Genomic DNA, 13,170 nt, shown 5'->3' on the forward strand with positions numbered 1-13,170 from the left:
TCGTGAGCGGCCCGGACGACGCGGACGCGCTCGACTGGACTCCGGAGCAGTCGCCCGAACTGATTCTCGCCGACGCGACCCGGTGCCGCCGCCTCGTCGACGAGACGGAAGCCGACCGCGACGCGACCGACTTTGACACGGACGACTTCGACGAGGTCGACTTCGAGCGCCTCGAACGCGGCGACCGCGTCCTCTGTCTCCCCGGCGAGGGCCTGCCCGTCCACGGGGTCGTCCGAGAGGTTCGCCGTTGGAGCCCCCGCTCGTCGTCGTTTGTGCGCGACACAGCCGCCGACTCCACGACCGTCGAGCGCATCTCGACCGACGAGGACGACGGCCCGCGAACCGACGAGCGTCCGGTCGCCGTCGGCGACGAGGTCGAAGCCGGCGACCGCCCCACCGAGACGGCGCTGGTGGTCGAGTACCGCCCGTCGCGAGCGGGCCTGCTCCCGATTCCGCTGTCGCTCGCCTCGCTCTTTTCGGCGAAACTTCTCGGCACGCTCTCGCCGCGGCTCTCTCAAGTCCTCGGCCGGTTAGTCATCGTCTTCGTGGTTGTCGGCATCGTGCTGGTCGGAACCGGCTTGGCCGCCCCCGGAAGCATCGACCGCTTCCTCGACGACAGCGGCGTCAACGACGCGCTCTCCGACCTCCGAGGTGACGGTGACCCCGAGCCGTCGCCGCCGGAGGTCACCGTGACGCCGCCTCCGCAGACATCGGACGCCCCGTCCGACGAGACGAACCAGTCCGGCGACACGCCGACACCAACGCCCACGCCAACCACGAGTGCGACGTCTACGCCGGCCACGACGACGGACCCCGAGTCGACGGAGACGCCGGCGCAGACATCGACACCGGCTCCACCAACGCCGTCGCCGACGTCCGCGCCGACGAGCACTCCCGGGCCGACCACTACGGCGCGCTCTACGGGCAGCGGAGGTGGTGGCGGTGGTGGCTCTGGTGGCGACAGCCAAACGACGACCGCGACCACGGCCGCATCGTCGCCCGCGCCCGACCCGACGCTGACGGTCGAGGCCGCCGACCCACCGACGGTCCGAAGCGCCGACGGAACGGTCGGGACGCTCAGCGGCCCCGTGACCGGATCGCTCTCGTGGACCGGCGCGGTCGACAGCGTGGTTCTCGTGGTGAACACGTGGGCACCGGACGACGGCTGGCAGGAGGAGCGACGCGTCACCAGCCGGGGGTCGAGTCCCGTGGACGTCGCCGACGCGCTCGGCTCCGACGTGACCTACGCCGACGGCGACCGAACCGCGGGCTTCGCCGCCAGCGACGACGGCGAGACAGCCGTCACGACTGGCTACGTCTCCGTGACTGCGGTGTTCTTCCGCGGTTCGACCGAGGTCGCCCGAACCGAGGAGACCGCGTCGTTCGACGTAACCGTCGAAAACACCGCCGGGAGCGCCCCGGAGGGCGTCGACCTCGAACTCGGCTCCGGCGGGGCCGGCGTCTCGCTTCTCGACACGCAGTCGGTCGCGCCCGGCTCCGCGGGCAACTCGACGGGGACGCTCACCAACCGCGGGCGCGACCCCGGCGTGTTGACGCTGGATTCGATGCCGTTCGACTCCGCCGAAAACGGCCGCTCCGGACCTGAACTGTCGGTCGATTCGACGGGCGGAGCCGACGAGGGTGAACTCCACGAGGCGCTCGCCGTCCGACTTCGCGTCGAGCGGGCGAACGGGACGAGCGCCTACGTGCTTGGCGACGAGACGACGTATCTCGACTTCGCCGACGTGTGGAACGAGTCCGTCACGCTCGGCCGACTCGATGGCGGGGAATCCCTGTCGCTCGTCGTCGAGTGGCGGATTCGGGAGTCGGCAGGCAACGAGATACAGACCGACAGCGTCGACGTGGAGTTCGTCTTCACGCTCGAACAGGCGACCGACTGAGCGGGTTGCGACACGTTTTCTCCTGGCCCCCCTTCACCCGACGAAGAGTCTGAGGTTGAACGCCGTGGCGAACGCCCCGATGACGGAGAGCGTGACCGGCGGCAGGTAGTACAGCACCTTATCGCCCACGCGAGCGCCGTAGACGCAGATTCCGAGACAGAGGAAGAAGACCGCGAGCTTCGGGAGGACGAGCCCCCAATGGCCGAGGGCGTCCGTGCTCGCCACGAGCAGGGCGTTCGCCTCGTCGAACCGGCGCTCGTAGTAGAGGATAGTGAGCGTCGTGACGATGTCGCCGACGCCGTAGGTTGCGAGCGCGATGAGCCAGAGGAGCGAGAATTCCCGCGCCTCGAAGGGCGTGTCCTTGAGTCGAAGATACCGTACGCGTGACACACTCTCCATTTCGGGGACCGCAATATGAATTATCCGGGCCGACGGACTGTCGCGGAAGCTGACGCGTCAGACGAGCCCGACGCCCTCGGCGAGCAGTTCGTGCGAGCGGAGGCCGTCTTCGTGGTCGCCGACGACGTGCTGAATCATCATCTCGTCGGCTCCGACGCGTTCGGCGAGCTGGTCCAACAGCCCCGAAACCGTCTCGGGACTGCCGGAGATGGCTCGCGGCCACTCTTTCGCCCCGAGCGTCGCGGGCGTGGGTTCGGGGACGCCGCCGAGTTCGTCTATCGCCTCCTCGACAGTCGGTCTCGTCCCGACCTCGCCGCGACGCATCCGCTTGTACGTCGCCTCGGCCACCGCGCGGAGCCGCGCCGCCTCCTCGTCGGTCTCGGCGCAGACCGCGTTCACCGCGACCATCCCGTGGGGTTCGTCGATGCCGCCGGCCAGTGGCGACGCCCGGAAGCTCTCTCGGTACTCCTCGAAGGAGTGGACGGCGAACTGCGGTCTGATGAAGCCCGCGAAACAGTAGGGCAGCCCGAGTTCGCCCGCGATGGTCGCGCTCGACGGACTCGACCCGAGCACCCACGGAACTGGCGGATCGCCGTTGCCTCGCGGAATTTCGAGGTCGGCGTAGGGGTGTTCGTCGGGGTAGTCGTCGTAGAGGTGGTTGACGACGGCCTCGACCTTCTCGGCGTGGTCGCCGTCAGGGTCCTCGACGTGCCGGTCCGTCCCGAGCGCCTGGTCCGAGGCGGGCGACCCGTTCGCCCGGCCGAGCCCAGCGTCGATGCGACCGGGAGCGAGCCCGTCGAGCGCGCCGAACTGCTCTGCGACCTTGAACGGGCTGTAGTGGTTGAGCAGCACCGCGCCGGAGCCGAGCCGAATCGAGTCGGTCTCCGCGGCGAGGTGGCCGAGCAACACCTCGGGGGTCGTTCCCGCGAGGGTGCTCGCCATGCCGTGGTGTTCGGCGACCCAGAAGCGCGAGTAACCCAGTCGCTCGGCTTGCGCGGCGGCCTCGACGGTGTTCGCGTAGGCGTCGGTCGCGGTCCCGCCCCGCGGAACCGGGGAGAGGTCGACGATAGAGAGGTCCATACCCCGCCTCCGAGACTGCGAGGAATAACGATTGGGCTCCCAGCAGATGCGTACTGTTCTCGGTGGGTCGGAGGGACATTAGTATTGTTTATATAGTACCTTATTATATGTTTGAATATCTTGAAAAACTCGAATAATCTAGATTATTTAAGCAGTTATGCATTTTAAGGCATCCTACGTGGGATATCTGGATAGAAGACATCTATAGTTATCTGGGTCGGACTGTATTCTTGTACTATCTACCCATTATACTCATCTCCCGAGCCGTCGGTGTACACAGAATTCGTGACCATGGTCCACAAAAAATTTTTACGGGCCCTATCCGATGGTTCGATAGAGGTTCCCATGCCAAGAGCCGTATTCGACAGCGCCGAGTACGACAGACGCATCGCCCGGACCAAAGAGCGGATGGCCGAACGCGGGCTGGACGCGCTCTTCGTGAGCGACCCCGCGAACATGAACTATCTCACCGGCTACGACGGGTGGTCGTTCTACGTCCATCAGGGGGTCGTGGTCACGCGGGACCGCGACGAACCCGTGTGGGTCGGTCGCGACATGGACGCCAACGGCGCGCGCGCGACGACCACGCTGAGCGAGGAGAGCATCCGGCCGTACAGCGACGACCACGTGCAGTCGCCCCACGACCTCCACCCGATGGACTTCGTCGCGGCCGTGCTGGAGGACCTCGGCGTCGACGACGCGCGCGTCGGCCTCGAGATGGACGCCTACTACTTCACCGCGAAGTCCTACACGCGCCTGCAGAAGAATCTCCCCGAGGCGAGTTTCGAGGACACGACGCTCCTCGTGAACCGGGTGCGCATCAAGAAGTCCGACGCCGAACTCGACTACATGCGCGAGGCGGCCCGCATCTCCGAGAACGCGATGCAGGCCGGCCTCGACGTCATCGAGGAGGGCGTTCCCGAGTACGAGGCCGCCGAGGCCATCTACTCGGCGCTCATCGAGGGCACCGACGACTACGGCGGCGACTACCCGTCTATCGTCCCGCTGATGCCCTCGGGCGACCACACGGGGACGCCGCACCTCACGTGGACCGACCGCGAGTTCGAGGACGGCGACCCGGTCATCATCGAACTCTCCGGCTGTCGGCACCGCTACCACTCGCCGCTCGCCCGGACGACGTTCGTCGGCGACCCCCCGGAAGAGCTGTCCCGGCGGGCCGACATCGTCGTCGAGGGGATGGAAGCCGCCCTCGACGCGGTCGAACCCGGCGTGACCTGCGAGGCCGTCGAGAAGGCGTGGCGCGACACCATCGCCGAGTACGGCATCGAGAAGAAAGACCGCATCGGCTACTCGATGGGGCTCGGCTACCCGCCGGACTGGGGCGAGCACACCGCGAGCCTCCGCCCCGGCGACGAGACGGTGCTCGAAGAGAACATGACGTTCCACACCATCCCCGGCCTCTGGTTCGACGACTTCGGCGTCGAACTCAGCGAGACGTTCGTCGTCACGGCCACTGGGGCGGAACCGCTGGCCGACTTCCCCCGCCGGCTATTCACAACTTAATTATGACTCCGGGTCACAGCCCTCATATGATGACCGAAGATGGCAAAAATCGAAACGGCGAAGCGGTCGCCGACGGCGGCTCGGAGTCCGAACCCGAATCGGCGCTGGCGACGGCGCGCAGGCAGCTCGAACGCGCGGCGAGCCACGCCGACGTCGACGACGGCGTCGTCGCGCGCCTGAAGCACCCGACACGAGTCCAACAGGTGTCGGTCCCGCTCCGCCGCGACGACGGCTCCCTCGACGTGTTTACTGGCTTCCGCGCGCAGCACGACGACGTGCGCGGGCCGTACAAGGGCGGCCTCCGCTACCACCCGGAAGTGACCGCCGACGAGTGCATCGGGCTCTCGATGTGGATGACTTGGAAGTGCGCCGTGATGGACCTCCCGTTCGGCGGCGGCAAGGGCGGCGTCGCGGTCGACCCGAAGACGCTCTCTGACGAGGAGCGCGAGCGCCTCACGCGACGGTTCGCCGAGGAGATTCGGAACGTCGTCGGGCCGAAGAAGGACGTTCCCGCGCCCGACATGGGAACCGGTCCGCAGGAGATGGCGTGGTTCATGGACGCCTACTCGATGCAGCAGGGCGAGACGACGCCCGGCGTCGTGACGGGCAAGCCGCCGGTCATCGGCGGCTCGTACGGTCGCGAGGAGGCACCCGGTCGCTCCGTCGCCATCGTCACCCGCGAAGCCATCGACTTCTACGACTGGGACATCCAAGACACCACCGTCGCAGTCCAAGGGTTCGGTTCCGTCGGCGCGAACGCCGCCCGCCTCCTCGACGAGTGGGGCGCGAAGGTGGTCGCCGTCTCCGACGTGGACGGGGCCATCTACGACCCCGACGGCCTCGACACGCAGGACGTCGAGGGTCACGACGAGCGCCCCGGCATGGTGTCGGGCTACGACGCCCCCGAGTCGCTCACGAACGAGGAACTGCTCGAACTCGACGTGGACGTGCTCATCCCGGCGGCCATCGGGAACGTCATCACGACCGAAAACGTCGACGCCATCTCGGCGGACATGGTCGTCGAGGGCGCGAACGGGCCGACGACGTTCGCGGCCGACGCCGTCCTCGAAGAGCGCGGGATTCCCGTCGTCCCCGACATCCTCGCCAACGCCGGTGGCGTCACCGTCTCGTACTTCGAGTGGCTGCAGGACATCAACCGCCGCCAGTGGTCGCTCGACCGCGTCCACGAGGAACTGGAAGCGGAGATGCTCAAGGCGTGGAACGCGGTCCGCGAACACGTCGACGAACGCGACCTGACGTGGCGCGACGCGGCGTACGTCGTCGCGCTCTCCCGCATCGGCGGCGCGAAGGAGACGCGGGGCCTCTGGCCCTGAGCGGCTGAGCGTCGAGCGAACCCCAATCGACCGACGACTCAAGGGCCGCGGTGCGGCCCGGTTTCTTTTTCGGCGCGCTTCTCAGTCAGCGACCGCTTCGGCGACCTTCTCTATCGGGTGCGGTGGGTCGTCGGCCGCGCCGTCCATGTCTTCGAGTTGGGTTCGACAGGACGCCCCGGGCGCGACGACGGTGTCGCCGCGGCTCTCGCCGATTTGGTCCGAGAGGATGCCGCCGATGGCCTTCGACAGTGAGTGGTGTTCGGCCTCGTAGCCGAAGCTCCCGGCCATGCCGCAACAGCCCGAATCGAGCGGGTCTACGTCGTAGCCGGCGCGCCGGAGGACGCCCACCGCGTGGTGGTCTTTGCGCGTCGCCTTCTGGTGACAGTGGCCGTGGTACGTCAGCGTCTCGGCCGACGCTGAGGCGTCGATGTTTTCCACGAGGCGCTTCGCGTCGAGGTACTCCATGATGCCGTAGGTCTCGGCGGCGACGGTCTCGGCCGCGTCGCTCGAAAGCAGGTCGAGGTAGTCCGACTGGAACATGACCGCGTCCGAGGGCTCGACGAGCACGACGCTCCAGCCGGCTTCGACGCGGGGCGCGAGCGCGTCGACGTTCGTCTCGGCGCGCGCCCGCGACCGGTCGAGGAAGCCCTTCGAGTGGGCCGGGCGGCCGGTGGCGGTCACGTCGTCCGGAATCGAGACGTGGACGCCGGCGGCTTCGAGGACGCGGACCGCGGCCTTCCCCGCGTCGGGGTGGTTGTAGTTGGTGTAGCTGTCGGGGAACAGGAGCACCTTGTCGGTGGCTTCGGCCTCGGGGACGCGAGCGCCGCCCCGCGCCTCGAACCAGTCTTCCAGCGATTCGCGGTGGAACGTCGGGAGCGACCGCTCTCTGGCGATGCCGACGGTCTTCTCTATGACCGTCCGCGCGCCCGGTATCTTCGCCGCCCAGTTCGAAAGCGGGGCGAGCCGCGAGCCCAGCGCGTTCAGTCGGTCCACCTCGGCGAACAGGTGGTCTCGGAGGCTCGCGCCGTGAGACTGGTGGTGGGCGTGTTCGACCTCGGCTTTGAGCTTCGCCATGTCGACCTCGCTGGGGCAGTCACGGGCGCAACCCTTACAGCCGACACAGAGGTCCAGCACCTCGTGCATGAACTCGGTGTCCGTCGCGTCGGCGTCGAGGTCGCCGCTCATGGCCTGCCGGAGCATGTTCGCGCGACCGCGGGTGGAGAGCCCCTCTTCCTCTGTGGCGCGGTAGGTCGGACACATCACGCCGCCGGTGGTCGACTGGTCGCCCCGACAGCCGCCGCAGCCGTGGCAGAGTTCCGCCATCCCCTGAAAGCCGTTTTCGGTGTCCCACTCGAGTTCGGGGTCGAAGCCGGCGTCGAACTCGTAGTCGGGGTCGAACCGGAGGTTCTCGGTCATCGACACGTCGCCGCAGACCTGCCCCGGGTTGAGGAGCCAGTCGGGGTCGAACGCGGTCTTGAGGTCGCGGAAGGCGTTCCAGAGGCGGTCGCCGTACAGTTTGCGGTTCCACTGGGTCCGCGCGCGGCCGTCGCCGTGTTCGCCCGACACCGACCCGCCGGCTTCGACGACGAAGTCCGTCACCTCGTCGGCGATGGTCTCGAACGAATCGAGGCCGTCGAGCGTCTTCGTGTTGACGAGTGGGCGGACGTGCAGCACGCCCGGCCCCGCGTGGGCGTAGAAACTCGTGTTGGCGTCGTGGTCGTCGATAACCTCGCGGAACCGCTCGACGTAGCCCGGCAGTTCGTCGGCCGGCACGGCGCAGTCCTCGATGAAGGAGATGTGTTTCTCGTCGGTCGTCCGGGAGAGCAGGATGGGCGCGGCGGCCTTGCGCATCTCCCAGAGCCCCGCGCGGGCCGCCTCGTCGTGGGCTTCCAGCGCGTCGAACGCGCGGGCGTCGTCGGCGACGCCGACGCCCGAAGATGGCGTCGCCTCCGGCGTCACCGAGGGTGCGCGAGCCGTCAGCAGGTCGGCGACCTTCCGCCGGCCGTCAGCGTCGGAGTCGGCGTAGAACTCGACCAGCAGGGCCGCGCGGGTCCCGTCGGGGAGCGACGCGGCCACGTCGTGGAACTCCGCGGTGTCGAGCGCGAGGTCGATGAGCACGTCGTCGATGAGCTCGACCGCCGCCGGGTCGTGGTCGAGGATGGGGGCCACGTCGGCGGCGGCGTCGAACACGTCCTCGTAGGTGAGGAGCGCGACGGCCTTGGTCTCCGGGAGCGATTCGAGCGAGACGGTCGCCTCGGTCACGACGGCGAGGGTCCCCTCGCTCCCGGCGAGCAGGCGCGCGAGGTTCACGGTCCCCGACTCGCAGTCCGGGTCGGTTCCGGTCCCGTCGGCCAGCGGGCGCTCCCCGCGGGCCTCCTCGACCAGCGCGTCGAGGTTGTAGCCCGAGACGTTGCGCTTGAGGTCCGGGTAGCGGGCGTCTATCTCCGCTCGTTCCTCGTCGAGCACGCGGACGACCTCGGCGTAGATTCGGGGGAGAAGCGGACTCTGCGGCCCGTCGGAACCCCACGCGTCGCTCTCGGGGTCGGCCTTCTCCCGGAGTTCGTCCACGCGCATCTCGTCGAAGCGGTGGACGCTCCCGTCGGCGAGGACGACCTCGCACTCCTCGACGTAGTAGTCGGTCTTGCCGTACTTCAGGGAGTGCGCGCCGGTGGAGTTGTTGCCGATAGCGCCCCCGAGGACGCTCCGGTCGCCCGCGGCGGGGTCCGGGCCGAACGTGAGACCATGGTCGGCCGCGGAGTTATTGAGGTCCGCGAGCGTAACCCCGGCCTGCGCGGTCGCCGTCGCCGCCTCGGAGTCCACCGACTGGACCCCGTCCATGTGCCGCGAGAGGTCAAGGACGACCGCCTCGTTGACGGCCTGTCCGGCGAGGCTCGTGCCGCCGCCGCGGGGGAGGACGGGAATCTCGCGGTCGGCGCAGTACTCTACGACGGCCGCCACGTCGGCGGTCGAGGTCGGCATGACGACGCCGACGGGGAGCACCTCGTACGCTGAGGCGTCGGTCGCGTACAGTTGTCGGGTGTACTCGTCGAACCGCACGTCGCCGTCGACGAGGCGTTCGAGGTCGCGGACGAGCGCCTCGCGGTCGGTGTCGCCGCCGACGTAGTCGTAGTCGGCGCGCGGGTCGTCGCCGGGGTCGGCTGACGGGTCGGTCCGCTGGCCGTCGCTGGAGTCGTCCGGACGTTCCTGCGTCGCCATCGGGAGTCAGTTCGACTCGGCGGCCAGCACTTGGTTCTCCAGCTCCTCGCCCTCGTCGAGCCGCCCGAGGTTCCCGGCGACGATGTCGGCGAGGCGGTCCCAGTGCTTCGGCGTGTGGCCGCCCGTGTGGGGCGTGATGAGGCAGTTTTCCAGTCCCCACAGTGGGTGGTCGGCGGGAAGCGGCTCGGGGTCGGTCACGTCGAGCGCGGCCCCGCGAATCTTGTTCGACCGCAGCGCCGACACGAGCGCGTCGGTGTCGACGATGCCGCCGCGGGCGGCGTTGACGAGCACGGCGTCGGTCGGCATCGTGGCGAACTCCGCCTCGTCGATGAGCCCGCGGGTCAGGTCGTTCAGCGGACACGCGACCACGACGTACTCGCTCCGGGAGAGCGCATCGTGAACCGCGTCGGGTTCGAAGCCGGCGACCTCGTCGGTCGGGCCGCCCTTCGACGGCGTGTAGCGGATGCCGATAGTCTCGACTTCGAAGCCCTGCAACCGCTGGGCGACGGCCTGCCCGATGGAGCCGAGGCCGATAATCGTCACCGTGCTGTCGGTGAACTCGCCGGACTGGAAGTGCCGCCACTCGGCGCGCTCCTTGCGCCGCCAGCCCTCGTGGAGGCGGCGGGCGAACACGAGCATGTTGCCGATAGCCTGCTCGGCGATGCCGGGCGCGTGGATGCCGCCGGCGTTGGTGACGGCGACGCCGTGTTCCGCGAGCGCGTCCATCGGGACGTGGTCGGTCCCGGCGAACGTGCAGGCGAACAGTTCGAGGCGGTCGGCGCGGTCCAGCAGGTCCTCGTCTATCGTGATGCCCGTGACGACGCGGGCGTCGGCGACGAGTTCGCGTTCCTGTTTCGGCGTCCGGGCGAGCGTCACGGTCCGGTCCGGGAGGCGCTCGCGGAGCGCGTTCGCGTACGATTCCATCGAAAGGCCCTCGGTCCCCTCGCGGAGGACGACGATGTCTGTCTCGGTCATGGTGTGAGTCGCGCGCGTCGCGGGCGCGGTTGCTACATCGATTGGGTGACGTTCCCTTAGTCTTTTTGTGTAGCCGGTGTCCACGGATACCGTTTATGCTTAAGTGGGTGGCGAGTGGTACGTGTACGCATGGCCGACGCCGTTCGAGCGCGACTAGCGGAGCTTCGCAGAGACCTCCACCGCCACCCCGAACCCGGCTGGTGCGAGTTCCGGACGACCGCGCGGCTCGTCGAGGAACTGCGCGCCATCGGCGTGGACGAACTCGCCGTCGGCGCGGACGCTTACGACCCCGACGACCGGATGGCCGTTCCGAGCGACGACCGACTCGACGAGTGGTACGACCGGGCGCTCGACAGCGGGGTCGACCCGGACCTCCTCGAACCGCTCCGCGGCGGGACGACCGGTTGTGTCGCCGTCCTCGACCGCGGCGAGGGGCCGACGGTCGGCCTTCGGGTCGACATCGACGGGCTGTTCATCGAGGAGTCGGACGACGCGGGCCACGACCCCGCCGCCGAGGGCTTCCGCTCGGAGACGGGCGAGACGATGCACGCCTGCGGCCACGACACCCACATGACGTGGGGGCTGGTGACGCTCGAAGCCGTCAAGGAAAGCGACTTTTCGGGTCGGCTCGTCGTGTTCTTCCAGCCCGCGGAGGAGATCTCGGGGGGCGGCGCGCCTATGGCGAAAAGCGAGTACGCCGCCGGTATCGACTACTTCTTCGCGGTCCACGTCGGCCTCGACCACCCGACGGGAGAGGTCGTCGCCGGTATCGAGAAGCCGCTCGCCATGTGCCACATCGACGCGGAAATCGAGGGGACGACTGCCCACGCCGGCAAGGAACCGGAAGCCGGCGCGAACGCCATCCACGCGCTCGGCACCGCCATCGAGAGCGTCTACGGGATTCCGCGGCACTCCGACGGGATGACCCGCGTCAACGTCGGTCGGGTCGAAGGCGGCACCGCGAGCAACGTCATCGCCGACGAGGTCGAAGCCGTCGCCGAGGCGCGCGGCGAGACGACCGAACTCATGGAGTACGCGAAGTCCGAACTCCGCCGGCGGTTCGAGAAGGCCGCCGAACTGCACGACTGCGAAGCGACGGTCGACGTGGTCAGCGAGAGCCCGCGGGCCGACAGCGACCCCGAACTCGTGGAGGCCGTCGCCGACGCCGCCGAGGGCGTGCGCGGCGTCGACCGCGTCGTGCCGACCGCCGACTTCGGCGCGAGCGAGGACGCCACGTTCCTCATGGAGCGCGTCCAGCGCGACGGCGGCCTCGCATGTTACTCCATCGTCGGCACCGACCACCCGACGAGCCACCACACCGCGACGTTCGACGTGGACGAGCGAAGCCTCGAAACCGGCGTCGAAGTCCTCACGCGGTCGATTCTGTCGGTCGCCGGCGTCGAGTCGGTTCCAGAAATCGCGGGAGCGAACCGATGAGCGACGGGCGCGTCACCGGCGAGTCGGCACCCCCGGCGTCGGAAGTCGTCACCGCCGACGACGTTGCGGACGCCCACGAGCGACTCGACGGCGTGGTCCACCGGACGCCGCTCGATAGCTCGCGAACCATAGCCGACCGCTGCGGGGCCGAGCGGGTCGACCTCAAACTGGAGAACGTCCAGCGGACGGGGTCGTTCAAGATTCGCGGCGCGTACAACGCGATGGCGCAGCTCCCCGAGTCGGTGCGAGAACGGGGCGTCGTCGCCTCCAGCGCCGGCAACCACGCGCAGGGCGTCGCGCTCGCCGGCGACCTGCTCGACATCGACACGACCATCGTCGTCCCCGAAATCACGCCGGCGGTGAAAATCGACGCCACCCGCGGTTACGGCGCGGAGGTCGTCGTCGAGGGCGACCTGTACGAGGAGTCGTACGAACACGCTCTGCGACTCGCCGACGACGAGGGACTGGAGTTCGTCCACCCCTTCGACGACGCGGCCGTCATCGCCGGACAGGGGACCGTCGGACGGGAACTCGCGGCTGACGCGCCCGACGTGGATACGGTTCTCGTCTCCATCGGCGGCGGCGGCTTCATCTCCGGTATCGCCACCGCGCTGAAGGCGCGGAACCCCGACGTGCGCGTCGTCGGCGTCCAACCCGAGGGCGCGGCCCACGCCAAGCCCTCGCTCGAGGCCGACGAGATTCGCATGCTCTCGGAGGTCGATACCGTCGCCGAGGGCATCGCCGACGCGCGGCTGTTAGAGCGGACCTTCGCGGTCGTCCGCGACCGCGTCGACGACGTGGTCTCGGTCGACGACACGGACCTCGCGGTCGCCACCACGGTCCTCGCCGAGCGGGCGAAGACCGTCGCCGAACCGGCCGGTGCGGCCCCGGTCGCAGCGCTGCTATCGGGCGCGGTCGACGTCGAGGGCGAGCACGTCGCGGCCGTCGTCTCCGGCGGCAACGTCGGCCTCTCCGAACACGCCGAACTGACTCGCGTCGGGATGGAGGCGCTCGGACGCGCCGCCGAAGCGCGACTCGAACTCGACGACTGGCCGGCGGTTCTCGGCGACCTCTCCGAGGCCGTCGCCGCGTCCGGGGCCGAACTCGATAGCGTCGAGCGCGCCGCCCGAACCGCCGCCGACGAACCGAATCGGGTTCCGGTCGAGGTTCGCCTCGACGGGAGCGGTCCGGACCACCTCGCGGACGCGCTCGGCTCGCTGGCCGCGGTCGACGGCGTCGAAGTCGCTTCGCACTCGCTGGACAGGTGCGTCGGCGAGTCTGCTGACTCGGCCTGAGTAGTCCGG

At 69.0% G+C, this 13,170-nt stretch carries 9 protein-coding genes; 5 read left to right on the forward strand and 4 right to left on the reverse strand.

The features are described from left to right. The first annotated feature begins 2 nt into the window (after positions 1-2). Positions 3-1,901: a hypothetical protein gene (locus tag DEQ92_RS13570; RefSeq protein ID WP_115820964.1), complete on the forward strand. Its 1,899-nt coding sequence runs from the start codon at positions 3-5 to the stop codon at positions 1,899-1,901. A 33-nt stretch (positions 1,902-1,934) separates the two neighbouring features. Here DEQ92_RS13570 and DEQ92_RS13575 read toward each other — a convergent pair whose 3' ends face one another. Both DEQ92_RS13575 and DEQ92_RS13580 read right to left on the reverse strand, forming a co-directional pair. Further along, the gene (locus tag DEQ92_RS13575) at positions 1,935-2,291 is read right to left on the reverse strand and encodes a hypothetical protein (RefSeq protein WP_008097251.1); all 357 of its coding nucleotides are present in this window, start codon (positions 2,289-2,291) and stop codon (positions 1,935-1,937) included. A 66-nt stretch (positions 2,292-2,357) separates the two neighbouring features. Next, on the reverse strand, positions 2,358-3,380 hold the full coding sequence (locus tag DEQ92_RS13580; RefSeq protein ID WP_008097253.1) for an LLM class flavin-dependent oxidoreductase: 1,023 nt from the start codon (positions 3,378-3,380) through the stop codon (positions 2,358-2,360). A gap of 345 nt (positions 3,381-3,725) precedes the next feature. On the opposite strand from DEQ92_RS13580, the gene DEQ92_RS13585 reads away from it, so the two are divergent. Together DEQ92_RS13585 and gdhB are read left to right on the forward strand one after the other, a co-directional pair. Further along, complete coding sequence (locus tag DEQ92_RS13585; RefSeq protein ID WP_008097255.1) at positions 3,726-4,904, forward strand: M24 family metallopeptidase; 1,179 nt, start codon at positions 3,726-3,728, stop codon at positions 4,902-4,904. 26 nt (positions 4,905-4,930) lie between these two features. Continuing rightward, on the forward strand, positions 4,931-6,238 hold the full coding sequence (gene gdhB / locus DEQ92_RS13590) for a glutamate dehydrogenase GdhB (RefSeq protein ID WP_193493656.1): 1,308 nt from the start codon (positions 4,931-4,933) through the stop codon (positions 6,236-6,238). A gap of 81 nt (positions 6,239-6,319) precedes the next feature. Here the strand turns inward: gdhB and DEQ92_RS13595 are convergent, their stop codons facing one another. Further along, a complete protein-coding gene (locus tag DEQ92_RS13595) occupies positions 6,320-9,454 on the reverse strand; it encodes an FAD-binding and (Fe-S)-binding domain-containing protein (RefSeq protein WP_115820965.1) in 3,135 nt (1,044 codons plus the stop codon). 6 nt (positions 9,455-9,460) lie between these two features. Then, positions 9,461-10,429 (reverse strand): D-2-hydroxyacid dehydrogenase, encoded by a 969-nt coding sequence (locus DEQ92_RS13600; protein WP_008097259.1) that lies wholly within the window; start codon positions 10,427-10,429, stop codon positions 9,461-9,463. Positions 10,430-10,558: 129 nt separating this feature from the next. Between DEQ92_RS13600 and DEQ92_RS13605 the strand changes: the two genes are divergently transcribed. Then, a complete protein-coding gene (locus DEQ92_RS13605) occupies positions 10,559-11,866 on the forward strand; it encodes an amidohydrolase (RefSeq protein ID WP_115820966.1) in 1,308 nt (435 codons plus the stop codon). Continuing rightward, positions 11,863-13,161, forward strand: coding sequence for a threonine ammonia-lyase (ilvA, locus tag DEQ92_RS13610; RefSeq protein ID WP_049968807.1), 1,299 nt, complete (start codon positions 11,863-11,865; stop codon positions 13,159-13,161). The genes DEQ92_RS13605 and ilvA overlap by 4 nt, the downstream gene beginning before the upstream one ends. Positions 13,162-13,170: the final 9 nt, after the last annotated feature.

Origin of the sequence: Haloferax sp. Atlit-6N (genome assembly GCF_003383195.1) — an archaeon.
GTDB classification, from domain to species: domain Archaea; phylum Halobacteriota; class Halobacteria; order Halobacteriales; family Haloferacaceae; genus Haloferax; species Haloferax gibbonsii.

Coding starts and splice junctions, on each gene's coding strand:
- gdhB (WP_193493656.1), top strand. CDS start 4,931: ATGATGACCGAAGATGGCAAAAATCGAAACGGCGAAGCGGTCGCCGAC.
- DEQ92_RS13600 (WP_008097259.1), bottom strand. CDS start 10,429: ATGACCGAGACAGACATCGTCGTCCTCCGCGAGGGGACCGAGGGCCTT.
- DEQ92_RS13585 (WP_008097255.1), top strand. CDS start 3,726: ATGCCAAGAGCCGTATTCGACAGCGCCGAGTACGACAGACGCATCGCC.
- DEQ92_RS13580 (WP_008097253.1), bottom strand. CDS start 3,380: ATGGACCTCTCTATCGTCGACCTCTCCCCGGTTCCGCGGGGCGGGACC.
- DEQ92_RS13605 (WP_115820966.1), top strand. CDS start 10,559: ATGGCCGACGCCGTTCGAGCGCGACTAGCGGAGCTTCGCAGAGACCTC.
- DEQ92_RS13595 (WP_115820965.1), bottom strand. CDS start 9,454: ATGGCGACGCAGGAACGTCCGGACGACTCCAGCGACGGCCAGCGGACC.
- ilvA (WP_049968807.1), top strand. CDS start 11,863: ATGAGCGACGGGCGCGTCACCGGCGAGTCGGCACCCCCGGCGTCGGAA.